Origin of the sequence: Aminobacter ciceronei (genome assembly GCF_014138625.1) — a bacterium.
In the GTDB taxonomy this organism is placed as follows: domain Bacteria; phylum Pseudomonadota; class Alphaproteobacteria; order Rhizobiales; family Rhizobiaceae; genus Aminobacter; species Aminobacter ciceronei.
The window spans coordinates 366,002-390,749 of the sequence record NZ_JACJHY010000001.1; the positions used below are offsets into that span (position 1 = coordinate 366,002).

25 protein-coding genes are annotated in these 24,748 nt (G+C 63.8%); 12 read left to right on the forward strand and 13 right to left on the reverse strand.

The genetic code is table 11. The features are described from left to right. Positions 1–17: 17 nt before the first annotated feature. A complete protein-coding gene (locus HNQ95_RS01740; RefSeq protein ID WP_067959410.1) occupies positions 18–782 on the reverse strand; it encodes a sulfite exporter TauE/SafE family protein in 765 nt (254 codons plus the stop codon). A gap of 269 nt (positions 783–1,051) precedes the next feature. On the opposite strand from HNQ95_RS01740, the gene HNQ95_RS01745 reads away from it, so the two are divergent. From HNQ95_RS01745 to HNQ95_RS01780, 8 genes are all read left to right on the forward strand, one after another. Beyond that, the gene (locus HNQ95_RS01745; protein WP_067959407.1) at positions 1,052–1,663 is read left to right on the forward strand and encodes a 50S ribosomal protein L25/general stress protein Ctc; all 612 of its coding nucleotides are present in this window, start codon (positions 1,052–1,054) and stop codon (positions 1,661–1,663) included. Between the two features lie 27 nt (positions 1,664–1,690). Next, the gene (pth, locus tag HNQ95_RS01750; protein ID WP_067959404.1) at positions 1,691–2,428 is read left to right on the forward strand and encodes an aminoacyl-tRNA hydrolase; all 738 of its coding nucleotides are present in this window, start codon (positions 1,691–1,693) and stop codon (positions 2,426–2,428) included. A 211-nt stretch (positions 2,429–2,639) separates the two neighbouring features. Then, complete coding sequence (locus HNQ95_RS01755) at positions 2,640–3,218, forward strand: dihydrofolate reductase family protein (RefSeq protein ID WP_246719219.1); 579 nt, start codon at positions 2,640–2,642, stop codon at positions 3,216–3,218. Between the two features lie 74 nt (positions 3,219–3,292). Beyond that, on the forward strand, positions 3,293–4,396 hold the full coding sequence (gene ychF, locus HNQ95_RS01760; protein WP_067959400.1) for a redox-regulated ATPase YchF: 1,104 nt from the start codon (positions 3,293–3,295) through the stop codon (positions 4,394–4,396). Between the two features lie 470 nt (positions 4,397–4,866). Further along, positions 4,867–5,664: an APH(3')-II family aminoglycoside O-phosphotransferase gene (locus HNQ95_RS01765; RefSeq protein ID WP_157097044.1), complete on the forward strand. Its 798-nt coding sequence runs from the start codon at positions 4,867–4,869 to the stop codon at positions 5,662–5,664. Positions 5,665–5,898: 234 nt separating this feature from the next. Further along, the gene (gene corA / locus HNQ95_RS01770; protein WP_067959398.1) at positions 5,899–6,873 is read left to right on the forward strand and encodes a magnesium/cobalt transporter CorA; all 975 of its coding nucleotides are present in this window, start codon (positions 5,899–5,901) and stop codon (positions 6,871–6,873) included. An 82-nt stretch (positions 6,874–6,955) separates the two neighbouring features. After that, complete coding sequence (locus HNQ95_RS01775) at positions 6,956–7,420, forward strand: MaoC family dehydratase (RefSeq protein ID WP_067959395.1); 465 nt, start codon at positions 6,956–6,958, stop codon at positions 7,418–7,420. Further along, positions 7,417–7,875, forward strand: a complete 459-nt coding sequence (locus HNQ95_RS01780; protein WP_067959392.1) for a MaoC family dehydratase — start codon at positions 7,417–7,419, stop codon at positions 7,873–7,875. The genes HNQ95_RS01775 and HNQ95_RS01780 overlap by 4 nt, the downstream gene beginning before the upstream one ends. 444 nt (positions 7,876–8,319) lie before the next feature. On the opposite strand, the gene HNQ95_RS01785 is transcribed toward HNQ95_RS01780, so the two are convergent. The 10 genes from HNQ95_RS01785 to HNQ95_RS01830 all read right to left on the reverse strand — a co-directional run bounded on the left by HNQ95_RS01785 (position 8,320) and on the right by HNQ95_RS01830 (position 20,777). After that, the gene (locus tag HNQ95_RS01785) at positions 8,320–9,702 is read right to left on the reverse strand and encodes an FAD-binding oxidoreductase (RefSeq protein ID WP_182573320.1); all 1,383 of its coding nucleotides are present in this window, start codon (positions 9,700–9,702) and stop codon (positions 8,320–8,322) included. A gap of 366 nt (positions 9,703–10,068) precedes the next feature. Beyond that, positions 10,069–10,614, reverse strand: coding sequence for an adenine phosphoribosyltransferase (locus HNQ95_RS01790; protein ID WP_067959386.1), 546 nt, complete (start codon positions 10,612–10,614; stop codon positions 10,069–10,071). 179 nt (positions 10,615–10,793) lie between these two features. After that, positions 10,794–11,657 carry a cytochrome c1 gene (locus tag HNQ95_RS01795; protein ID WP_067959383.1) on the reverse strand — a complete coding sequence of 288 codons (864 nt, stop codon included), beginning with the start codon at positions 11,655–11,657 and terminating at the stop codon, positions 10,794–10,796. Positions 11,658–11,686: 29 nt separating this feature from the next. Next, the gene (locus HNQ95_RS01800) at positions 11,687–12,988 is read right to left on the reverse strand and encodes a cytochrome b (RefSeq protein ID WP_182573321.1); all 1,302 of its coding nucleotides are present in this window, start codon (positions 12,986–12,988) and stop codon (positions 11,687–11,689) included. A 19-nt stretch (positions 12,989–13,007) separates the two neighbouring features. Further along, complete coding sequence (gene petA, locus HNQ95_RS01805) at positions 13,008–13,571, reverse strand: ubiquinol-cytochrome c reductase iron-sulfur subunit (RefSeq protein ID WP_182573322.1); 564 nt, start codon at positions 13,569–13,571, stop codon at positions 13,008–13,010. Positions 13,572–13,892: 321 nt separating this feature from the next. Then, positions 13,893–14,204 (reverse strand): DUF6665 family protein, encoded by a 312-nt coding sequence (locus tag HNQ95_RS01810; RefSeq protein ID WP_067959373.1) that lies wholly within the window; start codon positions 14,202–14,204, stop codon positions 13,893–13,895. Between the two features lie 9 nt (positions 14,205–14,213). After that, positions 14,214–16,082, reverse strand: a complete 1,869-nt coding sequence (locus HNQ95_RS01815) for an ABC transporter ATP-binding protein (RefSeq protein WP_154384753.1) — start codon at positions 16,080–16,082, stop codon at positions 14,214–14,216. Between the two features lie 259 nt (positions 16,083–16,341). Beyond that, positions 16,342–18,219 carry an ABC transporter ATP-binding protein gene (locus tag HNQ95_RS01820; RefSeq protein ID WP_182573323.1) on the reverse strand — a complete coding sequence of 626 codons (1,878 nt, stop codon included), beginning with the start codon at positions 18,217–18,219 and terminating at the stop codon, positions 16,342–16,344. Positions 18,220–18,423: 204 nt separating this feature from the next. Continuing rightward, entirely contained in the window at positions 18,424–20,304 is a 1,881-nt protein-coding gene (locus tag HNQ95_RS01825; RefSeq protein WP_067959362.1) for an ABC transporter ATP-binding protein, read from the reverse strand. A gap of 155 nt (positions 20,305–20,459) precedes the next feature. Beyond that, positions 20,460–20,777, reverse strand: coding sequence for a hypothetical protein (locus HNQ95_RS01830; protein ID WP_067959359.1), 318 nt, complete (start codon positions 20,775–20,777; stop codon positions 20,460–20,462). A gap of 280 nt (positions 20,778–21,057) precedes the next feature. Between HNQ95_RS01830 and HNQ95_RS01835 the strand changes: the two genes are divergently transcribed. Then, positions 21,058–21,516, forward strand: a complete 459-nt coding sequence (locus HNQ95_RS01835) for a tRNA (cytidine(34)-2'-O)-methyltransferase (RefSeq protein ID WP_067959356.1) — start codon at positions 21,058–21,060, stop codon at positions 21,514–21,516. Positions 21,517–21,680: 164 nt separating this feature from the next. Further along, the gene (soxR, locus tag HNQ95_RS01840; RefSeq protein WP_154384750.1) at positions 21,681–22,118 is read left to right on the forward strand and encodes a redox-sensitive transcriptional activator SoxR; all 438 of its coding nucleotides are present in this window, start codon (positions 21,681–21,683) and stop codon (positions 22,116–22,118) included. Positions 22,119–22,168: 50 nt separating this feature from the next. Here the strand turns inward: soxR and HNQ95_RS01845 are convergent, their stop codons facing one another. Then, positions 22,169–22,942 (reverse strand): DUF4394 domain-containing protein, encoded by a 774-nt coding sequence (locus tag HNQ95_RS01845; RefSeq protein WP_246340517.1) that lies wholly within the window; start codon positions 22,940–22,942, stop codon positions 22,169–22,171. Positions 22,943–23,151: 209 nt separating this feature from the next. Here HNQ95_RS01845 and HNQ95_RS01850 point away from each other — a divergent pair, with 209 nt between their 5' ends. Together HNQ95_RS01850 and HNQ95_RS01855 are read left to right on the forward strand one after the other, a co-directional pair. Then, positions 23,152–23,661 (forward strand): sigma-70 family RNA polymerase sigma factor, encoded by a 510-nt coding sequence (locus HNQ95_RS01850; RefSeq protein WP_067966253.1) that lies wholly within the window; start codon positions 23,152–23,154, stop codon positions 23,659–23,661. Beyond that, entirely contained in the window at positions 23,658–24,380 is a 723-nt protein-coding gene (locus HNQ95_RS01855) for an anti-sigma factor (protein WP_182573324.1), read from the forward strand. Before HNQ95_RS01850 ends, HNQ95_RS01855 begins: the two co-directional genes overlap by 4 nt. Positions 24,381–24,478: 98 nt before the next feature. On the opposite strand, the gene HNQ95_RS01860 is transcribed toward HNQ95_RS01855, so the two are convergent. Continuing rightward, on the reverse strand, positions 24,479–24,736 hold the full coding sequence (locus tag HNQ95_RS01860; protein WP_067959348.1) for a hypothetical protein: 258 nt from the start codon (positions 24,734–24,736) through the stop codon (positions 24,479–24,481). Positions 24,737–24,748 lie beyond the last annotated feature (12 nt).

The window sequence follows — 24,748 nt, forward strand, 5'->3', positions numbered from 1 at the left end:
AGCGTCGACAGGTTCAATCATCTCAGCACGCCGTCGAGTGCCGGCAGGCCGATGATCGCGGCGGTGGCGATCAGGCCGTAGCAGATGCGCCGGAAGGTTGCCTCGTTGGCGCGACTGAACAGGCGCGAGCCGATATAGAGGCCGATTGCGAAGGTCGGCCCGATGGTCAGCGACAGCCCAACCGTCTCCCAGGTCAGCAGGCCGGCAATGAGGTAGCTGGTGATCGACAGCACACTCGATATGGCGAAATAGAGCACGATGTTGGCCCGCACCGTCAGCGGCGGGATGGCGCCGCCGAGCCAGTAGGCGACGACGGGTGGCCCGCCGACCTGGGCAGCGCCCGAAAACACCCCCGAGGTCATGCCGACCGCCGCCGTCAGGCTGGCATGCGGGCGGCCGTGATAGCGCCAGCCCGACATCAGGAGCGCCAGCAGCCCGGCAACGATGGCGACGATCGCCCAGCGGATCATGACGCCGTCGACATGGGTGAGCAGGTAAGTGCCGCTGGGCACGCCAATCATCGCCCCCAGCGCCATAACCCCGACATTGCCGCGGTCAGCGCTGCGCCACGCCTTGGGGATCAGCCCCGGCGTCAGCACCAGGTCGACGATCAAGAGCAACGGCACGGCAAGCTTGGCGCCAATCAGCGCGCTTGCCACCGGCACGAAGATCAGCGCTCCGCCAAAACCCGAGAAGCCGCGCGCGCAACCGGCAACGAAGGCGGCAATGACCAGCACCACGATGGTACCAGTCGAAAGCTGGAGCGGGAGAATTTCGTACATGATGAACTTGTCGGCTTAGTTACTTGAGCTCGGCCTGATACAGGCTTGGCAGCATAAGTGCGAGCAGCCACAGCGGCGCCAACAGCGAGCCAGCCCCAAAACCGGTGCGGCGGTTGCACTTTTTGCCGCCTTCCGATATAGAGCCGCCACCCGCGTAGACACCCTTGGAGGCAACGCGGCGGAAGGCCGCCTCACCCGGCGGCTTTCGACGTTTACGGATCAGGCTTCATGCCCGCCGTAGGCGCTCCATACAACCGAAAGGAAATGCCATGAGCGAAACATACGAGCTCAAGGCCGAAGCACGCGAACTGGTCGGTAAGGGGTCCGCCCGTGAAGTTCGTCGCAACGGCAAAGTGCCTGCAGTCATTTACGGCGACAAGCAGCCTCCCCTGGCCATCGCCCTGTCCTACAAGGACATCTTCTACAAGATCCATGGCGGCGGCTTCCTGACGACCGTGGCGACGATCGACGTCGACGGCAAGAAGATCAAGGTCCTGCCGAAGGACTACCAGCTTGATCCGGTCCGCGACTTCCCGATGCATGTCGACTTCCTGCGCGTTGGCGCAAACACCGAAGTCAACGTCCAGGTTCCGGTTCACTTCATCAATGAAGAGAAGTCGCCAGGCCTCAAGCGCGGTGGTGCGCTGAACATCGTCCGTCACGAGGTCGAGTTCCACTGCCCGGCCAACGCGATCCCCGAGTTCATCACCGTCGATCTCGACGGCGTCGACATCGGCGATTCGATCCACATCTCGGCCGTCAAACTGCCGAAGGGCGTGAAGCCCGTCATCTCCGACCGCGACTTCACCATCGCAACGATCGCCGGCACCTCGGCATCGAAGTCGGAAGAAGGCGCAACCGAGGCTGCCTCCGAGGCATAATCGGCGCATACCCGGAGATCCCGACACATGCTGCTCTTTGCAGGTCTCGGCAATCCGGGTACGCAATACCAGAACAACCGGCACAATGTCGGCTTCATGGCGGCGGACGCAATTGCCCGCCGCCATTCGTTTTCGCCCTGGACGAAGAAGTTCAAGGGCATGGTCGCTGAGGGCAATATCGCCGGCGAGAAGATCGTCCTGATCAAGCCTCAGACCTTCATGAACCTGTCCGGCCAGTCGGTCGGCGAGGCCATGCGCTTCTACAAGCTCGCCCCTGCCGATCTCACCGTCTTCTATGACGAACTCGACCTCGTTGCCGGCAAGGTGAGGGTCAAGGTTGGCGGCGGCGCCGGCGGCCACAACGGCATCCGCTCCATCGACCAGCACATCGCCAGGGATTATCGCCGCGTCCGCATCGGCATAGGCCATCCTGGCGTCAAGGAGATGGTCCACGGCCACGTGCTCGGCGACTTCGCCAAGGCCGACAAGGAGTGGCTAGATGTTCTCCTCGACCTTCTGGCCGACAGCGCCGATCTTTTGACCAAGGGCGATGACAACGGCTTCATGAACAAGGTTACCATCGGGCTACGCGACAAGCTTCAGCCGACTGGTACGAACGACGCGCCACCGCCGAAGGCCGCCAAACCGCAGGCGCCGAAGGCCCAGAGCCACATTCGCCAGGCCCGACCGAACCAGCCTGCCGTCAAGGTTCCCGAGACCGGGCCGATGGCAGCCATGCTGAAGAAGCTGCTCGGCAAGGAATAGACTGCACCTCCAGCGAGCGTTAGACTTGATGGTCGCCGCCATCGTGCCTGCGCGATAAGCTGCAGCCGAGCCCGACCGAACCAGCCTGTGGTCAAGCTTCCAGAGACCGGCCCCATGGCTGTGATGCTGAAGAAGCTGCTCGGCAAGGACTGAGGGGCCATCGGATTCGCCCGGCCAGTGAAAGTCCCCTGACACAAGACGACCAGCCGCAATGATAGAACCCATCCCTGACAACAGGGAGCAGATCATGGCGACAACAGGCATTGACGACGTCATCTACATGTTCGCGATGTCGCTTGATGGCTTCATTGCCCGCGAGGACGGCACGTTCGACTGGCTCGACAACTTTCCACCTGATGACGATTACGACATTTCCGGCTTCATGGCGTCACTGAGCGGCATCGTCATGGGCCGCGCCACCTATGATATCGTCCGCCGTGAACCGGAGTGGACCTACGCCAAATACCCTTGCCTGGTGGCTACCTCGCGCCCGCTCGACAATCTGCCCGAGAACGCAGCAGCCATGGTCGGCGCGCCAGCCGAAATGCTTGCCAATCTTCGCGCGCGGGGCGCCACGGGCCGCATCTGGCTGCTCGGCGGAGGCGATTTGGCCCGCCAGTTCATGGATGCCGGCCTGCTCGACACAATCGAGATCGGCACCATCCCCATAATCCTCGGATCAGGCTTACGGGCTTTCGGCGGCAGACAGGCAGATCGCTGGCTTGATCTCGCCTTTGCGAAGCCCTTGGCCAACGGCGCAGTGCATGCGCAATACCGCGTGCGACGCTGAAAGACTTGACGATCTTAGGCCCTATCGCCCATAGCCCTGAGCAAATTCCGATTTCCCGATAGGACCAAAAGACCATGGGTTTCAAATGCGGCATCGTCGGCCTGCCCAACGTTGGCAAATCGACGCTTTTCAACGCGCTGACGCGCACGGCTGCCGCCCAGGCGGCGAATTACCCCTTCTGCACCATCGAGCCGAACACCGGCGAGGTCGCGGTGCCGGACCCGCGCCTCAAGCAGCTGGCCAACATCGCCAAGTCGAAGGAGATCATTCCGACCCGCATCTCCTTCGTCGACATCGCCGGCCTGGTGCGCGGCGCCTCCAAGGGTGAAGGCCTGGGCAACCAGTTCCTGGCCAACATCCGCGAGGTCGACGCCATCGTGCATGTGCTGCGCTGCTTCGAGGACGACGACATCACCCATGTCGAGGGCCGCATCGACCCTGTCGCCGACGCCGAGACGGTCGAGACCGAGCTGATGCTCGCCGACCTCGAAAGCCTCGAGCGCCGTATCGTGCAGTTCCGCAAGCGCGGCGCCAGCAAGGACAAGGAAGCGACAACCGTGCTGCCGATGATGGAGCAGGCGCTGGCGCTGCTCCAGGACGGCAAGCCGGCGCGCCTGCTGCTCAAGGGCATATCAGCCGAAGACCTGGCCATCCTGCAGGGCCTGAACCTTCTGACTTCGCACCCGGTGCTCTATGTCTGCAACGTCGCCGAAAGCGATGCCGCGACCGGCAACGAACACACCGCAGCCGTCCAGAAGATGGCCGAGGCGCAGGGCGCCGGCGTCGTCATCATCTCGGCGGCCATCGAGGCCGAGGTGGCGCAGCTGCCCGACGAGGAAGCTCAGGAATTCCTGGCCGACATGGGGCTCGACGAGCCGGGCCTCGATAAGCTCATCCGCGCCGGCTACGAGCTGTTGCACCTCATCACCTACTTCACCGTGGGTCCGAAGGAGACGCGCGCCTGGACCGTGCACAAGGGTGCCAAGGCACCCCAGGCCGCCGGCGTCATCCACACCGACTTCGAACGCGGTTTCATCCGCGCCCAGACCATCGCCTTCAACGACTTCGTCACCCTCGGCGGCGAAGTCCCTGCCAAGGAAGCCGGCAAGGCACGCGACGAAGGCAAGGAATATGTCGTCCAGGACGGCGACGTAATGCTGTTCAAGTTCAACACCTGATCGCCTGGCTCCACCTCATGCGCCTTCGAAAAGCCCCGCATTGCGGGCCCGCATTGCGGGGCTTTTCTTTTGGCAATGAGACCGTCCGATCACCCGGCCTTTGCAAGCCCGCTTTTCAGTCTGCGCCCTTGCAGCGTTAACCTTTTGCTAACCAAGCCTGACTAGGGTCGCCTGGAGATTTGCAGATCGTCTCCACCTTTGACCACGGATGTACTGGCACTGGATGTTGAGACGCTAGAGAAAGGTCGGGGGCATCTCGGCCTTTTTTGTTTGTCCAGGATGGCGACGTCATTCGGCCAAATCCAGCACTTGGACCGGCTCGAGGCTCTCTCCTCTTCAGGCAGCCTCATCACCAGCGTTGGACACGATCAACTGGATTGTTCTCGACGGCTCAGCTGCGAATACCTATCTGCGCCCAAGCGACACGGCGGCGATGCTGCCCGCGCAGCAATTGTCTCTTGAGGGGCCGGATGACACAGCACGCACATGTCGAGATGGATCTTCCCGCGTTGCTGCGCGAGGCACTGGCGAGTTACAGCTGGGACCGGCAGACCATCGGCCATTCGAATGCCGGCGTGTTCAAGCTTGCGGCTGCCGGCAAGCCGACACTGTTCCTCAAGGCCGAGGCGACAGGCGACTTCGCCGAACTGCCCGACGAGGTGGCGCGCCTGCGCTGGCTGGGTGGCCAGGACATCCCCTGCCCTGAGGTCTTGGCTTTCGAGACTCACGCCGGAACGCACTGGCTGCTGATGACAGCCGTCGCCGGACAAGACCTCGTTTCGCACGAGGTTCCCCCAGAGCAGGCTGTCGCCATCATGGCCAACGCCCTGCGCCGGCTGCATGCACTCGACATCGCCTCCTGCCCCTTCGATCACAGGCTTTCGGCACGCATCGAGGTTGCCCGGACGCGCATGGTAGCGGGCGTGGTCGACGTCGAGGACTTCGACGACGAATGGCTGGGCCAGCCCGCCGAAGTCGTGTTCGAGCAACTGCTGGCGCGCCGGCCCGCCGGCAAGGAAGACCTTGTCGTCACCCATGGCGACGCGTCGATGCCCAATTTCATCGCCGATGGCGGCCGCTTCTCCGGCTTCATCGACTGCAGTCGGCTCGGCGTCGCCGACCGCTGCCAGGATCTCGGCATTCTCTGCTGGAGCATCCACTTCAATCTCGGCCAGCAATGGGTGGCGCCGTTTCTGGAACGCTACGGCCTGCCGGACGCCGAACCGGCGCGGCTCGCATACTACCAACTGCTCGACGAGTTCTTCTGAGCTTGGCGGGACGGCGACGATCTCCTTGATTACCATGGAGGACTGCGCCCCAGCCACCTCGGTCGCGGCGCCCGCATGCCCGCCGCACCTTACCGATTTGCAACTTGACGTCGCAGCCGCGCGGGTCTATCGCGCCTAGGCGCTGGCCCGGCCCTTTCGTGCCCCCGCCGGCACAATCCTTTAACCCCGCCCGCGACCGGGCATGATATCAGCTCCAAATGTGGGAGACCGGCGATGATCAAGGCATTCGTCGTGGAAAACGATCGTCTGCGCCTTGCAGACTCCATTGCGGCCGCGAAAGACAGCATTGTCTGGGCCGACCTGCTCAACCCGACCCGAGAAGAAGAGGCCGAAGTCGAGCAGTGGCTTGGCGTCGGCGTTCCGACGCGCGAGGAGATGGAGGAGATCGAGATCTCGTCCCGGCTCTATGTCGAGGACGGCGCCTACTTCATGACGGCGACGCTGCCGTCGCAGGCCGACAGCGACGACCCGGTGATGTCGCCGGTCACCTTCGTCCTGCGCCGCAACCTGCTGGTCACCATCCGCTATCACGAGCCGAAGGCGTTCCTGTCATTCCCTGTGCGCGCCGAGAAGGCGGCAATCGGCTGCACGTCGGGCGAGACCATCCTCGTCGGGCTGCTGGAGGCGATCGTCGATCGCCTCGCCGACGTGCTGGAACGGGTGTCGCGCGACATCGAGCTGCTGTCGAAAGACATCTTCAACCCGACGGCGACCAAGGCCTCGAAGCGGGACCGCGACTTTCAGCAGGTCCTCAAGACCCTCGGCCGCAAAGAGTCTCTTACGTCGAACATCCGCGACAGCCTGACCTCGCTGCAACGCCTGTCCGGCTTCCTCGCCAACGCGCTGGCCCAGGGCAAGAACGGCAAGGACGCCAAGGCACGGGTCAAGACGCTGTCGCGCGACGTGCTGTCGCTGACCGACCACGCCTCGTTCCTGTCGCAAAAGATCACCTTCCTGCTTGATGCCACGCTCGGCATGATCAACATCGAGCAGAACGGCATCATCAAGATCGTCTCGGTGGCGGCCGTGGTGTTCCTGCCTCCGACGCTTGTCGCCTCGATCTACGGCATGAACTTCGACCTGATGCCGGAGCTGCGCTGGATGCTCGGCTATCCCATGGCAATCGGCCTGATGGTCATTTCGGCCGTGCTGCCGTTCTGGTGGTTCCGCCGCCGCGGCTGGCTCTGAGCCAATGATTGCCCTGCAGCCGGCCTTGCGCGCCCCGCGAGGCCGGTCCAAGGTTATCGTACAAGCTTGAACAGGATTGCCGATGCGCAGCAGCAAGACATGGGCCTATGAGGACCTCGCGGAGGGCGTGATCATCGACCTCGGCAGCAAGACCGTCGTCGCCGAGGAGATCATCGAGTTTGCCTCGGAGTTCGACGCCCAGCTCTTCCACCTCGACGAGGAAGCCGGCAAGGCGAGCATTCTCGGCGGGCTGGCGGCCTCGGGCTGGCACACCTGCTCGATGTTCATGCGCATGCTGTGCGACGCGCTGCTGCTGAACTCGACCTCGCAGGGCGCGCCCGGCATCGACTACGCGAAGTGGAAGAAGCCGGTGCTTGCAGGCGACTTGCTTTCCGGCAAACTGACCATCCTGTCGAGCCGCCTGTCGAAGTCGAAGCCTGGGCTCGGCTTCGTCAGCTGGCGCGCCGAACTGGCCAACCAGAAGGGTGAGCCGGTCTTCGAGCTGGTCAACACCTGCATGTTCCTGACCCGCGAGACAGCACAATGACCCTCGACGAGTATCTCGGTATCGGTGTCACCATCACGCTTGGCAGCCATCATTTCAGCGCCGAGGCGATCAAGGACTTTGCCCGCAAATACGATCCCCAGCCGTTTCACACCGACGAGGAGGCAGCAAAGGCAAGCGTCTTCGGCAGCCTCTGCGCCTCAGGCTGGCACACCACGGCGGCGTGGATGAAGCTCAACCTCGCCCATCGCGGCCGCGCCTGGGACGGGCCCGGACCAAAGCCCGAATTCGGCCCCTCGCCCGGCTTCAAGAACCTGAAATGGCTGAAGCCGGTCTTCGCCGGCGAAACGGTGACTTTCACCCGCCGCGGCATCGACCACCGTCCGCTCGCCACCCGCCCCGGCTGGAGGATGATGACGTTGCACTCGGAGGGTTTCGACAGCACGGGCGACAAGGTCATCGAGTTCGACAGCGCCGTCCTGGTGAAGGTGGAGTAACGCTGGACATTCCCCTCGCCCCGTCTACGGGGAGAGGGTGGTCCCGAAGGGCCGGATGAAGGGCAGAGCCAGGATCTCTCAGTTATGATCTGCCCCCAATCTCCCTTGCCTCGGAGGGTGCCGTACGAAGCCAACCTTCCACCTCTCGATGCTTCGCACCCCTCTGGCCTGCCGGCCATCTCCCCCACAAGGAGGGAGATCAGGCCTTCATAGACGCCTCGCCTAGTCACCGACACAGCTGCTCCCCCCTTGCAACCTCTCAGAAAGGGCGCCGCCTGCGACGCGACTAATCTTCCTTCTTGTGGGGGAGATGGCCGGCAGGCCAGAGGGGAGTGCGAGGGATCACGACGCTGGCGACTGGAATCGGGAGCGCGCCGCATAAAGAATCCGCCACCCGTGGAGAAGTTTCCCACGGATGGCAGCATGTTCGTCGCAGGCGCCAGCTTATGGCCGGATGTTGTGGTTGACCCGGAACAGGTTTGCCGGGTCGTAGCGGCGCTTGACGGCGACGAGGCGCTGGTAGTTGTCGCCAAAGGCGGCGCGGACGCGTTCTTCGCCCTCGTCATCCATCATGAAGTTGATGTAGGCGCCGCCATGTGGGTTGTGCTTGTGCACCGCGGCCCAGTAGGCGCTGGCCCAGTGCTTCAGCTCGGCCCCTTTCGCCGGGTCGGGGTCGATGCCGGCGATGACCATCGACCAGCGGGCACGCCGTGCGCCCCAGGCGGTGGCATCGGGGGCCACGTCGTGGACGGCGCCGTCGATGGGGTAGAGATGCATCAGCGACAGCTCGCTCGGGCTCTTCGAGCCATGCGCGACATGGGCGGCGATGGCCGCATCCGACAGCTCGTCGACATAGTCGCCCTTCCAGTACCAGTGCAGCCCCTTGGGCAGCAGCGGGTCGAACAGCCCCTGCAGGTCGGCGAAGCCTATCGTCATCATGCCATCCATCAGCGGCTCGGGGAGGGCTTCGCGCATCGGCTGCATCGCCCTGATGCCATCCGCCTCGGTTCCGTTGTAGCAGCTGATCAGCGCGCAGATGCGCCGCCCCCAGATCTCGCGCGGGAACGGATCGCAAGAAGGTACGGTCTTCATGCCGAAGAACATGCCGAGCTCGCGTGGCGCCCCCGGAAGGAAGTCGCGGTACCATCGCATGATCTCGGCAGCATGGGCGATGTCGTAGAAGATCGGCCCGGCATAGACGTCCTTGGCCGGATGGGCCTGGAAGGTGAAGCGGGTGACGACACCGAAATTGCCGCCGCCGCCGCGTAGCGCCCAGAACAGCTCTGGATGCTCTTGGGCATTTGCGGTGACGACGCTGCCATCGGCCAGAACGACCTCGGCCGCGAGCAGGTTGTCGATGGTCAGGCCATGCTTGCGAGTGAGATAGCCGGTGCCGCCGCCAAGCGTCAGCCCGGCGATGCCGGTGCTGGAGACGATGCCGGCCGGCACCGCCAGCCCGTGCGCGCTGGTCGCCCGGTCGACATCGCCTTGGGTGCAGCCGGCCTCGACACGGACGATGCGGCTGATCGGATCGATATCGATGCGCTTCATCGGCGACATGTCGATGACCATGCCGCCGTCGCAGCTGCCCAGGCCCGGGCCATTGTGGCCGCCGCCGCGAATGGCGACGAGCAGTTGCCGGTCGCGGGCATGATTGACCGCCGCAACCACGTCGCCGACGTTGGCGCAGGGCACGATCCAGCGCGGCCTTTTCTCGATCATGGCGTTGTAGAGGCTGCGCGCCGCCTCATAGCCGGGATCATCCTGGCCGATGAGGCGCGCGCGCAGCCGCTCGGGAAACTCGTGCGAAGCAGTTGACTTCAGCATTGTTGAACACTCGTGTTGGGGAACAAGACGCGCTCGCGCCTCTGCCGCGATCTTGGGTTCGGGCAATGGAGGGCGCGCTTGGCCGGTTTGAACCTGCCGCACTCGCGGCACGTCCAGTCCTACGCCGCGTCGATTTCAGCTGTTTTTCTGAACCGGCGCGGGAGTGTTTCGATTGTTTCAGCCGCTGGCGGCCCAGACGGCACCGCTATGAACTGCAACGAAAGCGTCAGGCTCCGCATGCCGTCAAGACGATATGCGGTAGAGCCGGCGCAAGCGGCCTCAGGGTTCGCGGCGAGGCAAAATGTGCAGCAACTAAATTGGAAAAGTGCAGAGGCGTCGATACAACGCCTCAAGGAGCAGTGGCGCTCAATGCCCGTCGAACGAAATCAGCGTACGGACGTCGACGCCGAGTGCTTCGAGCTTCTTGCGGCCGCCGAGCTCGGGCAAGTCGACGATGAAGCAGGCGGCAACGATGTCGGCGCCGATCTGGCGCAACAGCTTGACGGCCGCTTCGGCAGTGCCGCCGGTGGCAATGAGGTCGTCGACGAGGATGACCTTCTCGCCTGCCTTGACCGCGTCCTTGTGCATCTCCATCTCGTCGAGACCGTATTCGAGGCTGTAGGCGATGCGCACGGTCTCGTGCGGCAGCTTGCCCTTCTTGCGGATCGGCACGAAGCCGGCAGACATCTGGTGGGCGATGGCGCCGCCGAGGATGAAGCCGCGTGCTTCGATTCCAGCGACCTGGTCGATCTTGGCGCCGGCATGGGGATGAACGAGCTCGTCGATGGTACGGCGGAAGGCGCGTGCATTGCCGAGCAGCGTGGTGATGTCGCGGAACATCACACCGGGGCGCGGATAGTCGGGGATCGTCCTGATGGCGCCGAGCAGCGTCTGTTCGAGCGAGGTATTCATCGGCGGGGGCTCCGTTGCCGGCGGCGCCGCGGGGGCCTCCCCGCAATCAACGCCCTGGCGCTATGGTTCGCGCATCGTCCCGGTTCGGCACCGGAGATGCAGCGGAAGTTGTGACGGTTTGGAAGGCAAAAGAAAAGGGCGCCTTGTGAGCGCCCTTCACTATGAGTCTGCGGTGCGGCTTAGTGGGCGACGTTGGCCCAGACCCTGCGCTTGGTGGCGTAGACCAGGCCAGCGAACAGCACCAGAAAGATCATGACCGCGAAGCCGGTCTGCTTGCGTGCCTCGAGATGCGGCTCGGCAGCCCACATCAGGAAGGCAGCGACGTCGCGCGAATACTGCTCGACGGTCTCGGGCGAACCATCCTCGTAAGTCACCTGGCCGTCCGAAAGCGGTTTGGCCATAGCCAGCGACTTGCCGGCGATGAAGAACGGATTGTAGTGCGTACCCTCGGCGATTTCCATTCCGGCCGGCGGCTGTTCGTCATAGCCGGTAAGCAGCGCGTGGATGTAGTCGGGGCCGTTCGACGCGTACATCGTGAAGATGTCGAAGACGAAGGTCGGGAAGCCGCGTTCGACGCCGCGCGCCTTGGCGATCAGCGAGAAGTCGGGCGGAGCAGCACCACCATTGGCGGCGGCAGCGGCGGCCGTGTTCGGGAAGGGCGACGGGAAGTGATCGCCGGGCAGCGCCTTGCGGGTGAACATCTCGCCTTCGCCGTTCGGACCGTCCTGCACTTCATACTCGGCGGCGAACGCCTTGACCTGCGCTTCGGAGTAGCCGAGGTCCTCGAGCGTGCGGAACGCCACCAGGTTCATCGAGTGACAGGCCGAGCACACTTCCTTGTAGATCTTGAGGCCGCGCTGCAGCTGGCCTTTGTCGAAGGTGCCGAACGGTCCGGCGAAGGTCCAGTCCATTTCCTTCGGCTTGTGGATCGGGAAGTGCGTCGGCTCGGCAGCGTGGTTCGCTTCCTCGGCAGCGACCGCCGCGCCTGCGGTGCCGGCGAGAAGGAAGCCGATGGCCGCCAGACCGTTGAGAATCTTTTTCATTCCAAAATCCCTTTCAGATTCTCGTTGGTTCAGCCGCGGGTTTCGGGCGCAGCGTTTGCACCGGCCGGATGAGCCGAGCCGCCCTTGTTCTTCTCGAGCACCGCTTCGGTGATCGAGTTGGGCAAGCGGCGCGGGGGCTCGATCAGGCCAAGAACCGGCATGATGACCAGGAAGAATGCGAAGTAGTAGAGCGTGGCCAGCTGCGACATGATCACATAGGCACCTTCAGCGGGGCGCGAACCGAGCCAGCCGAGGAAGATCGCGTTGATGACGAAGAGCCAGAAGAACAGCTTGTACCACGGACGGTAGACGGCCGAACGGACCTTCGAGGTGTCGAGCCACGGCACGACGAACAGCACGGCGATCGAGCCGAACATGGCGAGCACGCCACCGAGCTTGGAGTCGATCGGCCCGATGTTGAAGGTGACGGCGCGCAGGATCGCGTAGAACGGCAGATAGTACCATTCCGGAACGATGTGCGCAGGCGTCTTCAGCGAGTCGGCCTGGATGTAGTTGTCGGGGTGACCGAGGAAGTTCGGGATGTAGAAGATGAAGTAGGCGAACACGGCCAGGAACACGACCATCGCGAAACCATCCTTGATGGTCGCATAGGGCGTGAAGGCGACGGTGTCGGTCTTCGATTTCACTTCAATGCCGGTCGGATTGGTCTGGCCGGTAACATGCAGGGCCCAGACGTGCAGCACCACAACGCCGGCGATCATGAACGGCAGCAGGTAGTGCAGTGCAAAGAAGCGGTTCAGCGTCGGATTGTCGACGGCGAAGCCGCCGAGCAGCAGCTGCTGGACCCATTCGCCGACCAAAGGAATGGCGGTGAAGAAGCCGGTGATGACGGTGGCGCCCCAGAAGGACATCTGACCCCAGGGCAGAACGTAGCCCATGAAGCCCGTCGCCATCATCAGGAGGTAGATGATGCAGCCGAGAATCCACAGCAGCTCACGCGGCGCCTTGTAGGAGCCGTAGTAGAGACCGCGCATGATGTGGATGTAGACGGCGATGAAGAAGAACGACGCACCGTTCGAGTGCATATAGCGCAGCAGCCAACCGGAGTTGACGTCGCGCATGATCTTTTCGACCGACTGGAAGGCGAGCGTCGTGTCGTTGGCATAATGCATGGCCAGCACGACGCCGGTGAGGATCTGCGCCACCAGCATGATCGAGAGGATGCCGCCGAAGGTATAGGCGTAGTTCAGGTTGCGCGGAACCGGGTAGGAAACGAACGAGTCGTGCACCAGCCGCGGCAGCGGCATGCGTGCGTCGATCCAGCGGCCGATGCCGGTTTTGGGCGAATAGGTCGAGTGTCCACCGCTCATGGAATTATGTCCCCCTGCCTCAGCCTATCCGGATCGTCGTGTTGGAAAGAAACTGGAAATTCGGTATGTGAAGGTTTTCCGGCGCCGGTCCTTTGCGGATGCGGCCCGCCGTGTCGTAGTGGGAGCCGTGGCACGGGCAGAACCAGCCACCGAAATCGCCCTGCTGGCCGAGCGGCACGCAGCCCAGATGGGTGCAGACGCCGACCATGACCAGCCAGTTTTCCTTGCCTTCGCCGGCGGTGCGATCGATGTCGGTCGCCTGGGCGTCGCTCGAAATGTTGGCGTTGCGCGCGACCGGATCCTTGAGGTCGGCCATCGGCACTTCCTGCGCCGCCTTGATCTCTTCGGGGGTGCGGTTGCGGATGAAGACAGGTTTGCCGCGCCACTTGACGGTCAGCGACATGCCTGGCGTGAGCGACGAAACGTCAACCTCGACCGACGAAGCGGCGAGCGTCGAAGCGTCCGGGCGCATCTGGTCGATGAAGGGCCAAGCCACGGCGGCAGCGCCGACTGCACCGGCCATGCCGGTAGCGACATAGAGAAAATCGCGGCGATTTGGCTCGCTCGTATCGGTTGCGCTCACGGGACTGATCCTTTTGCCTCAATTCCAACCAGAGGCTGAGCAATTGTCCCCGCTCAACGATGCAAGCCCGACAGCGCATGGCAACCAGGCTAGCGAATTCCTCCGGCATTTGGACTTCGGTTTATGCGTGAAGGCCCTTTTTGTCCAGACGGCATACGGCACATGGGCAGATTGTCGCGGGGGCGATGCAAAGCAGTGGAAAACCCCTGCCAAAGCGCTCGCCGCAGCGGGTTTGCGGGTTGTTCAGCAGTCCCTGACATGCGCGCGGTTTGAGGTCGGCGACGACTGGCTGCGCCTGCACTTGCAAAGCATCGCCAAAGCTCAACTCGCGCCGAGTCGCACCAGCACCTCGCGCGGGATCGCATAGTCGCGGATGGCATCGTCATGCTTGCGCAGGCCGCACAGCTCGCGCTGGATGAAATAGGCATAGACCGCGTCCGCCGCAGCCTTGACGAGCACACGGCGCTGCTCGGCGTCGCCCTCATGCGCATAGAGCTTGGCCAGGGCTTCGCCGACCCGCTCTCCGGCGCGGCCAAGGGCTGCCGCCTTTTCGGCGAGGAACTCGTATTCGAGAACGTTAAGCGTCTGTTCGGAACGGTTGGACAGAATGGAGGGCGGGCGGACGGAGGACATGGCGCGATCCTACTCCGCGGCAAGCCGGTCGGCCAGAAAACCGCCGGACTGGCGCTTCCACAATTGCGCGTAAAGCCCGCCCTTGGCGATCAGCGCGTCGTGGCTGCCCTCCTCGACGATGCGGCCCTCGTCGAGCACGATCAGCCGGTCGAGGGCGGCAATGGTCGACAGCCGGTGGGCGATGGCGATGACGGTCTTGCCTTCCATCAGCCGGTCAAGATTGTCCTGGATCGCCGCCTCGACCTCGGAGTCGAGCGCCGAGGTCGCCTCGTCGAGGATAAGGATCGGCGCGTCCTTGAGCATCATACGGGCGATCGCCACACGCTGGCGCTGGCCGCCCGACAGCTTGACGCCGCGCTCGCCGACATGGGCATCGTAGCCGCGGCGGCCGCGTGGATCGGCGACGTCGACGATGAAGTCGTGGGCTGCGGCGCGACGGGCGGCATCGACGATCTCGGCCTGCGACGCCCCTGCCCTGCCATAACCGATGTTGTCAGAGATCGAGCGGTGCATCAGCATCGCATCCTGGCTGACGACGCCGAACTGGGCGCGCAGCGAGGCCTGGGTGATGTCGCGAATGTCGCGACCATCGACCATGATGCGGCCCTGCTCGACGTCGAACAGGCGCAGCGCGAGGTTGACGATGGTGGTCTTGCCGGCACCTGAAGGACCGACGAGCGCCACGCGCTCGCCCGGCCGGATGTGCAGATTGAGGTTTTCGATCACGCCACTGCCCTTGCCGTAGTGGAAGGAGACGTTGTCGAACAGGATGTCGCCGGAAGCGCGGGGCAGGACAGCGGCATTTTCAGCATCGCGGATCGCCGGCCGCACTGAGATGGTGCGGGTGGCGTCCTGGATGGTGGCGTAGTTGCGGACGAGCCCGTTGATGTTGAACATCATCCAGCCCGACATCTGGTTGAGCCGGAAAACGAGGCCGAGGGCTGCGGCGATGGCGCCGGTGGAGATGTCGCCACGCGACCAGCTGACTATGCAGATGGCAGCCACCGCCGTCATCATCACGCCGTTGATCAGCGCCACCGCCGAACGCACGGTCGTGATCGAGCGGGTCAGCCTGAATACTGCGCCGAGATAGCTTTCGAGCCCGTCGCGGACATAGACATGCTCGCGCCGGCCGCTGTCGAACAGCTTGACCGCCATGATGTTGGTGAAGGCATCGACAAGGCGGCCATTGAAGATCGAGCGCTGGTCGGCGGTGGCACGGCCGGCCCGGCGCATCTCGGGCAGAAGGAAATAGACGATCGCGGCGTAGCCGAGGAACCAGGCAAGCACCACCGCCCCCATCAGCGGGTCGAGCGAGACAAGGATGGTCAAGGACAACAACACGAAGGTGAGGAAGGCCCACATCGTCTGCAGCACGTTGACGATGAAGTCGCCGACGGCCTCGCCGCCCTGCAGGATCTTGGTGGCGATGCGGCCGGCGAAATCGTTCTGGTAGAAGTCATAGGGCTGTTCGATGACACGCCGGAACGCCTGCCAGCGCACCATGGAGAAGAAGCCGGGGACGACGACCTGCTGTTCGACGATCGCCGAGCCGATGATGATGACGGCGCGGACCACAAGGATCAGAACGAGCAATCCGGCAAGCTCGGGCCAGTGGTCGGCGAACAGGCGCTGCGGGGTGGTGGCGTCGAGCAGGTCGATGAGCCAGCCGACCGACCAGTAGAGGGCGGCGTCGATGGCGCCGGCCAAAAAGCCGCTGACCAGGAGCAGCGTGAACGGACCCTTTGCCTGGCGGGCGAAGTAGAGGATGAAGGCCCAGGCGCTCTCCGGCAGGACTTCGCGGTCGGTGTCCTGGAACGGGTCGATCGCGCCTTCGAGGCGGCGCCAGAGTTTTTCGCGGAGGGGGTCGGGGGTCATGGCGTGCTCCGCGCGGGCTGGCGGGAAGTGCCCAGCACGGGGTGGCGCGAGACGCTTCGCGCAGATTGGCACCAGATGCTCAGCCGAGGTTGGCATGAGGCACTATGCCGAGGTCGGTGCGAGGCCTGTCGCAAATATTGGCGCGAGGCACCGGTGGAGATCAGGCACGTCGCCGTCGCGCGGATGAAGGCACGATCTTCCCCCTTGCGCGGGAGATCGCCGGCAGGCCAAAGGGGGGTGCCTTGCACGACAGTAACCATCACGCCGGCCTCGATTCGTCGAGCACGCCATCCTCGTTGAACAGGAAGCCGCCGGACTGGCGTTTCCACAGGCGAGCGTAGAGGCCGTCGAGTGCGAGCAGTTCGTCATGGGTGCCCTGCTCGGCGATGCCGCCCTTGTCGAGCACGACCAGCCGGTCGAGGGCTGCGATTGTCGACAGGCGGTGAGCGATGGCGAGCACCGTCTTGTTCTGCATCAGCGCATGCAGGTTTTCCTGGATCGCCGCCTCGATGTCGCTGTCGAGCGCCGAGGTCGCCTCGTCGAGGATGAGGATCGGCGCATCCTTGAGGAAAACGCGGGCGATCGCCACGCGCTGGCGCTGGCCGCCCGACAGCTTGACACCGCGTTCGCCGACGAAGGCATCGTAGCCTTGGCGGCCACGATTGTCGGCGAGCGTCTGGATGAAGTCGTGCGCCTCGGCCTTGCGTGCGGCGGCAACGACCTCGTCGTCCGATGCATCGGGTTTGCCGAGCTTGATGTTGTCGCGCAGTGAACGGTGGAACAGCGCCGTGTCCTGGCTGACGACGCCGATCTGGCCGCGCAGCGAATTCTGCGTGACGGTTGAAATGTCCTGGCCGTCGATGAGGATGCGCCCGCCCTCAAGATCGTAGAGGCGCAGGATGAGATTGGCGAGCGTGGTCTTGCCGGCGCCCGACGGGCCGACGATGCCGACCTTCTCGCCCGGCTTGACGACAAGCTCGATGCCGTCGAGCACGCCGCCCCCCTTGCCATAGTGGAAGACCACCTTGTCGGCGCGGATTTCGCCGCCCTTGACCGCCAGCTCTCCGGCATCGGGCCTGTCGACAAGGCCAAGCGGCTGGCTGATCAGCGCCTTGGAGTTTTCAAGCACACCGAGATTCCTGAGGATTCCGTTGAGCTGCATCATCAGCCGGCCAAGCAGCATGTTAAGGCGCAACACGAGGCTGAGCGTGAAGGCGACGGCGCCGACAGTGATCGCGCCCTCGATCCAGAGATGGATCGAATACCAGGCGATGGCCGTAATCATGACGCCCGACAGTGCCGTCAGCGCCAGGCGCACACCGGTGAGCCTGCGGGTGAACGGCCGCAGCGCATCGAGATAGATGTCGAAGCCGGAGCGGATGTAGCGGTCGTCGCCGTCGGCAGCGAACAGCTTCAGCGTCTGCACGTTGGAATAGCTGTCGACGATACGGCCGTTGATCATCGAGCCGGCCTCGGCGGTCGCCTCTGCATGCTTGCGGATCGACGGCAGGTAATGGTTGGCGAGGAAGCCGAAGGCGACGATCCACACGACGACAAGTGCCGCGAGCCGCCAGTCGAGGCCGGCGACCACCGCAAGCGTGGTGACGGTGTAGACCAGCATGAACCAGACAACCTCTATGAAGCTTTCCATCAGGTCGCCGGTCGCCTGCCCAGCCTGCCAGACCTTTGTCGCGATGCGGCCGGCAAAGTCGTTCTGGAAGAAGGAATAGGACTGGCGCGAAACATGGCGATGCGCCTGCCAGCGTACGAGGTTGTAGAAGCCAGGCGTGATCGTCTGTTCGTCGACGAGCGCAGACAAGCCGACGACGAACGTGCGGATGACCAGCACGACGAGCGCCATGAACAGCACTTCGGGCCCCGCGACATCCCACAGTGCCGCCCAGCTACGATCGGCGGGCAAGCCGTCGAGGATATCGACGAGGCGGCCGACGAAATAGAACAGCCCGGCCTCGACAAGGGGGGCGATGCCGCCGACGACCAGCATGGCGAAGAAGGCAAATTTCGCCTGACCGACATAATGCCAGAGGAAGCCCCAGACTGTCGCCGGCGGCCTGAGATTCCTAGGTTCCCGGAAGGGATAGACCCAGCTTTCGAACCATTTGTAGATTCTGTTCATCAGCTCTCTGGGCTATCCGGCTGCAACGACTCACTATTTTCGGCCCAAACCGACCATTGAGGCAACCGTGACTTGGCAGGAGAAACGTGCCGCCAAGCCAGGCGAATCTTGGGCGGCATGTTCACAAAATGAGGAGGGCTGGCCCCGCCATCCGAAATGAAAGAGGCCTTCCGCACCGGCGGAAGGCCTCGATATCGATCCACACTACTCTGCTGCCTGGCTCTTGGCCTCGCCGTCGTTAGCCGCCGCATCCACAACGTCGTCGAGCAGGAAGCCGCCGGATTGGCGTTGCCAGAGGGCGGCGTAGATGCCGCCCTTGGCGACCAGTTCGTCATGGCTGCCCTGTTCGACGATGCGGCCTTTGTCCATGACCACCAGGCGGTCCATCGCGGCGATGGTGGACAGCCGATGGGCGATGGCGATGACGGTCTTGCCTTCCATCAGTCGATAGAGGTTTTCCTGGATCGCCGCCTCGACCTCGGAGTCGAGCGCCGACGTCGCCTCGTCGAGGATCAGGATCGGCGCGTCCTTGAGCATGACACGGGCGATTGCGATGCGCTGACGCTGGCCACCCGACAGCTTGACGCCGCGCTCGCCGACATGCGCCGCGAAACCCTTGCGGCCCTTGGGATCGGCAAGAGTGGCGACGAAGTCGAGTGCTTCGGCGCGCCGCGCCGCCTCGATCATCATCTCTTCGGTGGCGTCGGGACGGCCGTAGAGTATGTTGTCGGCGACCGAGCGGTGCAGCAGCGAGGTGTCCTGCGTCACCATGCCGATGCGGGCGCGCAGGCTGTCCTGCTGGACGGCCGAAATGTCCTGCCCATCGATCAGGATGCGGCCGCCTTCGATGTCGTAGAAGCGCAGCAGCAGGTTAACCAGCGTCGACTTGCCGGCACCCGAGCGGCCGACGATGCCGACCTTCTCGCCAGGACGAACGTTGAGCGTGAGATCCTCGATGACACCCTTCTTCTTGCCGTAGTGAAAACGCACATTGTCGAAGGCAATGCCGCCCTTGTCGACGACGATCTCCTTTGCCTCGGACTTGTCTTCGACCAGGCGCGGCATGGCGATCGAAGTGATGCCATCCTGGACGGTGCCGATGCTCTCGAACAGGCCGGAGACCTCCCACATGATCCATTGCGACATGCCCCAAAGGCGCAGCACCAGGCCAAGTACGACCGCGACCGCGCCGATGGAAACGGCGCCGTTGAGCCACAGCGAGATCGACAGGATGCCAACCGACAGAAGCAGCGTCGAGTTGAGCAAATAGAGCACGCCGTAGAGCGAGGTCACCAGGCGCATCGAACGGTAGACCGTATCCATGAACAGCGACATGCCTTCCCTGGCGAAGGTCGCCTCGCGGCGTGAATGCGAGAACAGCTTGACGGTCTGGATGTTGGTGTAGCTGTCGACGACGCGGCCGGTCATTGTCGAGCGCGCGTCGGCCTGCTCTTCAGCCAGCTTGCCGAGACGCGGCACGAAGTAGCGCAGCAACAGCACGTAGCAGACGAGCCACACGATCAGGGGGGCGGCAAGGCGCAGGTCGGCCGAGCCGACGATGATCAGCACGCCGATGAAATAGACAATGACGTAGTTGAGCACGTCGATCAGCTTGACCACGCATTCGCGCACGGCGAGTGCGGTCTGCATCAGCTTGGTGGCGATGCGGCCGGCGAATTCGTCCTGGTAGAAGCTCATCGATTGCTTGAGCAGGTAGCGGTGCACCTGCCAGCGGATGCGCATGGGATAGTTGCCCATCAGCGTCTGCTGGTTGACCAGCGACTGCAGCACCACCATGCCCGGCAGCACGACCATGACGATGAAGGCCATGCCGGCGAGCTTCCAGCCTTCGTTCTGAAGGAAGGTCTCGCGGTTCTGGGCCGACAGCCAGTCGACGATGTTGCCGAGAAAGCCGAACATCCACACTTCCGCAAGCGCGATCAGCGACGTCAGCACGGCGGCGATAATGATGTAGAGCCAGGCACCCTTGGTGTAGTGCAGGCAGAAGGCGACCAGCGTCTTCGGCGGCTCGACCGGTTCCTCCACCGGGAACGGATTCAGTCTGTTTTCAAACCAGCGGAACATTTCAGTCTCTCAGTTCGGTATGCTGCACGCGGCGAATTCCGCGTGGGACGTATCTTGGAAGGTCACTGGCACGGCCATATTACGCCGGATTCTCGGAGTTAAGAGCCGGCGGGGGCTTTCGAAATGTAGGGGGCCGCTGAGGATTCGGCGAATCCTCAGCTATTGCCTCCTGACATCGTTCCGGCAGCAGGCCGGGTAGCACCCGACCGGCCGGCAAGCCGGCCGATCAGGGCAGCGATGCGGCCGAACAGCGGCCTGTAGCTGGGATCAACGACGACATTCGACAGGTCGACGTCTGGCAGAATGCCGCGATGCGGCCGCCGGCGTACCGGAGGGTGCGCCTTGGGCTGATGCGCGCCGAGCGCCAGCATCATGGCATGGTGCCTTGCTTCAGCTAACTCGTTGCGGTGGGCGAAAAATGCAGAGTCGTGTTCGTTACGGGCGTTGTGCCCGGTGGGGATGTTGACAAACATCGGAATTGTCCTTCGAAAACCGGATAAGGGCTTCTGCGGACCGCGATGCGAATATGCCTGGAATTGTCAGGAAAAGTCGTCGAACCGGTCCGCCCTCAGGCAGTACGTCGCCCACAGTCGGGGCGGTGTGTGTCAAGCAGCATCATGTACCCCTCCATCGGTTCGGGTTGACAATGCAGGCCGTATACTCCCCTTCGCGGCAGAACGCCACAGCATCATCTTCACTTTTTGCTTGGGCACGACTTGCTGTGGCCTTGCTGCCACAGATTAGGATATCAACATGAACGGCCCATTCCGCATCGCGCTCTACCAGCCCGACATCGCCGGCAACACCGGCACCATCCTGCGCATGGCCGCCTGCCTTGGCGTCGCCGTCGACCTGATCGAACCCGCCGGCTTCGACATCTCCGACCGTTCGCTGAAACGCGCCGGCATGGACTATCTCGAAATGGCGGCGTTGACCCGGCACGTCGACTTCGACCGCTTCGAGAACTGGCGCCGAGGCGAAGGCCGACGCCTGGTGCTGCTGTCGACGAAAGCCACCCTGCCCTACACGGATTTCCGCTTCGAACCAGGCGACGTCGTCATGGTCGGCCGCGAATCGGCCGGTGTGCCGGATCACATCCACGATCTCGCCTTCGAGCGGCTGCTCATCCCGATGCCCGGCGGCGGTCGCAGCCTCAACGTCGCGCTGGCTGCTGCGATGGTTTCCGGCGAGGCGATGCGCCAGCTCGGCTGAAATGGCTGCCGCGAGTCGCAGTGCGGCCGCGGCGAAACAGCCTCCTGGCAAACCGTCGTTCCAGTCGTCTGCAGCGGATCTCGCCATGTCGTCATCCTTCCTTGCACGGTGAAGGATATCCTCGTACAACCTCAACTAATATTGAGGTCAAGCGGGAAATTTCGATGGCAAGCGAACTGACTGTCGGCGAGGTGGCAAAGCGCAGCGGCGTTGCGGTTTCGGCGCTGCATTTCTACGAGACGCGCGGGCTGATCCACAGCCACCGCACGGCGGGCAACCAGCGGCGTTACTCCAGGGACGTGCTGCGCCGTGTGGCCGTGATCCGGATCGCCCAGGACGTCGGCATCTCGCTCGCCGACATTGCCGCCGCCTTCGCCGCCCTGCCTGACGGGCGCACGCCGACGCGTGAGGATTGGAGTCTGCTTTCAACGGGTTGGCGCCACGACCTCGACCACCGCATCGAACAGTTGAAGAAGCTGCGCGACGGCCTGACCGACTGCATCGGCTGCGGCTGCATGTCGATCGACAAGTGCCCGCTGCGCAACCGCGAGGACCGGCTGGCGCGCCAGGGCCCAGGGCCGCGGCGGCTGCTGGTGGAGTGAAACAGGCCGACCCGGGGCGTTGCCTCCCCGGATCAGTGGTGTTCGATGCGTCAGCGCAGGATAGCCAGGTCGCGTAAGCCGGCATCGAGGCCCTCGCCTGCCTTTTCGGCAGCACCGCTCTCCATGTTGACCTTGTAGAGCATGCCGCCTGTGGCCAGCCACGCGGTGTTGGCGCCATCTTCCGACGTCTGGATATCGAAGCCGACGGCGTCGCCGGGCTCGATGCCGAGCTTGCCGATCGTCTTCAGTGTACCGTCATTCGGTTTGATCTGCTGCAGGAACAGCCCGCCGGCATGGATGTCGTACATCGCCGTTTTTTCGGGCTTGCCGAAGGAATTGGTATAGGCGGTGGCAATGATCTCAGTCGGCATCTCGGCGCTCGCATCGCCAGCCTCGAAGGCGAGCTTGCCGTCTTCGGTTACCGCGCCGGTCGCGGGATCGACACGCAGATTGGTGCCGTCGGACGCAATAACGCGCAGCTTGTCGGCTGCCGGGTTGAAGTCGACGCTGACCTTGGCGCCCTCGGGCGGCAGCTTGGACAGCTTCGACACCGCCGCAGCCGCACCGGTGTCGAGGTTGATGGTGACCAGCGAGCCGTCGCCGGCCAAGCCATAGACCATGTTATCGGACGATCGCAGGTCGATTCCATGGAGCTTGTCGACCCCGGTCACCTCCATCTTCCTGGCCTCGCCCGGCTTGTCGGTGTCGAACCAGATCAAGGTCTTGTCGCCGGAAAGGCCAAGCGCCGGAGCAGCCACTGCCGCTGCGGAAAAGCCGGCGAGCATTGTGCCGGCAAGGGCGATATGCAGTGCGATGCGGGTCATGTCGATCTCCTTCTCATTGGTCGGTGAGCGCTGGTGATTTTGCGTCGCTCGCCGGCCTTACCCACGGGATCGGGTTCTGGATGCAGGACGCCGCAAATTTCTCAGAAGGGCTTGCATCCCCAGATGCATCCGGCGTGTATCATTGCAAACGGGCGAGAAGGGACCGCATGTCGGCTGTCGAACGAAGCGACCAATTCTGTGACGGCCTGATGCTTCGGGTCGCAAGCGGCGACCGCGAGGCGCTCGGCGACCTTTTCGCCAGCGAGGCCGGCAGGCTGATCGCCATCGCCCGCCGCATCCTGCGCCGCAAGGATCTCGCCGAGGAAGCAGTACAGGAAGGCTTCATCGCCGCCTGGAAGCATGCGCCGCGCTTCGACCCGGCACGCGGCAGTGCCCGCGCCTGGCTGACCACCATCGTCCGCAACCGCGCGCTCAACATGCTGCGTGACGGCCAGCGCCTCCGTCTGACAGGTGACGACATGGCCAGGCACGGCGAAAGCGACAGCAGCGCCGACGCGGCCTTCGAGGCTCTCGACGAGGCCGACGCGCTCAAGCATTGCCTGAGCCAGTTGGATGAGGCGCGGCGCAGGTCGATCCTGCTGGCCTATGTGCTGGGCTACACACATGGCGAGATCGCAGCGAAGCTGAACGCGCCGCTGGGCACCGTCAAAGCCTGGATTCGCCGCGGCGTCATCGCCTTGCAGGAGTGCCTGTCATGAGCCGCGACAACGAACGCTTTGCCCACGCCGGCGACTATGTGCTCGGTCTGCTGGATGATGACGCCCGCGCCGAAGCGGAGCGCGATATGGAGCGCGACCCGGAATTTGCCGAGACAGTGCGACGGCTCGCCGAACGCATGTCCAGCCTCGACCACACGGCGAAGCCCGCCGAGGTACCTGCCGGCATGTGGGACGAAATCCTGGGCAAGATTGCAACCCTGCCGCAGGACCACGGCACCTCACCGCCGGCACAAAGCGCTGCCAATCAGAACAGCGCGACGCATACGACCCCCTGGCGCAAACTCGCCCTGGCAGCGTCGCTCGCGGCCGCGTTCGGCCTCGGCTATGCCGGCGGCTTCGTCATGAAGACGGTGCCGGAGCCGGTTGTGCTCGTGGTGCTGCAGACGCCCGACAACACCACGGGAGCGGTGTTCGAGGCCTTTGCCGACAACAGCGTCAAGATCATCCCGCTTGCCGATTTCGAGGTGCCGCAGGACAAGATCATGCAGGTGTGGACGCTCTACGACGCCTCGGTCGGCCCGGTTTCGCTGGGCACGCTGTCCAGCGCCGAGGTGACCACGCTCAAGGGCCAGAAGCTGCCTGTGCCCGCGGCCGACCAGCTCTACGAGATCACGCTCGAACCGCGCCCGGGCTCGCCGACCGGCAAGCCGACGGGACCGATCCTGGTCAAGGGATTTGCGAAACGGCCGGCTGGTTAGCCAGGGCACCGAAGGGCAGTTTGGAATCTCGCACCAATGGCTTGCAGCCGCCAGCTGCGGTTGCGCGGCAGCCCGACTCAGTCTCGGTTCAGAGAAGATCAGTCCGATGTCGGCAGGCGGCGGATGGTGAACTCGATGACGTCGCCAGGGCGCTCGAACCAGCTTTCGATCTCGGTCCAGTAAGCCTGCTTCGGCCAGCGCGAGAACCACTCCTGCGCCTTGAGCCGTGCGTCGTGGCGCGGCAACACGAAGGTCTCGCGCAGGAACCCGTCGCGCGGCCTGCGCTCACGTTCGGCCCGGCTGCGCTGGAGCCTCTTGGCGAGATCCTCCAGCGGCGGTCTGGTCGGTGTGCCCATAAAGAACTCCTT

Coding starts and splice junctions, on each gene's coding strand:
- HNQ95_RS01845 (WP_246340517.1), bottom strand. CDS start 22,942: ATGACCCGCATCGCACTGCATATCGCCCTTGCCGGCACAATGCTCGCC.
- HNQ95_RS01830 (WP_067959359.1), bottom strand. CDS start 20,777: ATGTTTGTCAACATCCCCACCGGGCACAACGCCCGTAACGAACACGAC.
- HNQ95_RS01765 (WP_157097044.1), top strand. CDS start 4,867: ATGACACAGCACGCACATGTCGAGATGGATCTTCCCGCGTTGCTGCGC.
- HNQ95_RS01850 (WP_067966253.1), top strand. CDS start 23,152: ATGCTTCGGGTCGCAAGCGGCGACCGCGAGGCGCTCGGCGACCTTTTC.
- HNQ95_RS01820 (WP_182573323.1), bottom strand. CDS start 18,219: ATGAACAGAATCTACAAATGGTTCGAAAGCTGGGTCTATCCCTTCCGG.
- HNQ95_RS01755 (WP_246719219.1), top strand. CDS start 2,640: ATGATAGAACCCATCCCTGACAACAGGGAGCAGATCATGGCGACAACA.
- HNQ95_RS01815 (WP_154384753.1), bottom strand. CDS start 16,082: ATGACCCCCGACCCCCTCCGCGAAAAACTCTGGCGCCGCCTCGAAGGC.
- HNQ95_RS01825 (WP_067959362.1), bottom strand. CDS start 20,304: ATGTTCCGCTGGTTTGAAAACAGACTGAATCCGTTCCCGGTGGAGGAA.
- HNQ95_RS01785 (WP_182573320.1), bottom strand. CDS start 9,702: ATGCTGAAGTCAACTGCTTCGCACGAGTTTCCCGAGCGGCTGCGCGCG.
- HNQ95_RS01790 (WP_067959386.1), bottom strand. CDS start 10,614: ATGAATACCTCGCTCGAACAGACGCTGCTCGGCGCCATCAGGACGATC.
- soxR (WP_154384750.1), top strand. CDS start 21,681: ATGGCAAGCGAACTGACTGTCGGCGAGGTGGCAAAGCGCAGCGGCGTT.
- HNQ95_RS01800 (WP_182573321.1), bottom strand. CDS start 12,988: ATGAGCGGTGGACACTCGACCTATTCGCCCAAAACCGGCATCGGCCGC.
- pth (WP_067959404.1), top strand. CDS start 1,691: ATGCTGCTCTTTGCAGGTCTCGGCAATCCGGGTACGCAATACCAGAAC.
- HNQ95_RS01860 (WP_067959348.1), bottom strand. CDS start 24,736: ATGGGCACACCGACCAGACCGCCGCTGGAGGATCTCGCCAAGAGGCTC.
- HNQ95_RS01835 (WP_067959356.1), top strand. CDS start 21,058: ATGAACGGCCCATTCCGCATCGCGCTCTACCAGCCCGACATCGCCGGC.
- corA (WP_067959398.1), top strand. CDS start 5,899: ATGATCAAGGCATTCGTCGTGGAAAACGATCGTCTGCGCCTTGCAGAC.
- HNQ95_RS01775 (WP_067959395.1), top strand. CDS start 6,956: ATGCGCAGCAGCAAGACATGGGCCTATGAGGACCTCGCGGAGGGCGTG.
- ychF (WP_067959400.1), top strand. CDS start 3,293: ATGGGTTTCAAATGCGGCATCGTCGGCCTGCCCAACGTTGGCAAATCG.
- HNQ95_RS01855 (WP_182573324.1), top strand. CDS start 23,658: ATGAGCCGCGACAACGAACGCTTTGCCCACGCCGGCGACTATGTGCTC.
- HNQ95_RS01795 (WP_067959383.1), bottom strand. CDS start 11,657: ATGAAAAAGATTCTCAACGGTCTGGCGGCCATCGGCTTCCTTCTCGCC.
- HNQ95_RS01740 (WP_067959410.1), bottom strand. CDS start 782: ATGTACGAAATTCTCCCGCTCCAGCTTTCGACTGGTACCATCGTGGTG.
- HNQ95_RS01745 (WP_067959407.1), top strand. CDS start 1,052: ATGAGCGAAACATACGAGCTCAAGGCCGAAGCACGCGAACTGGTCGGT.
- HNQ95_RS01810 (WP_067959373.1), bottom strand. CDS start 14,204: ATGTCCTCCGTCCGCCCGCCCTCCATTCTGTCCAACCGTTCCGAACAG.
- HNQ95_RS01780 (WP_067959392.1), top strand. CDS start 7,417: ATGACCCTCGACGAGTATCTCGGTATCGGTGTCACCATCACGCTTGGC.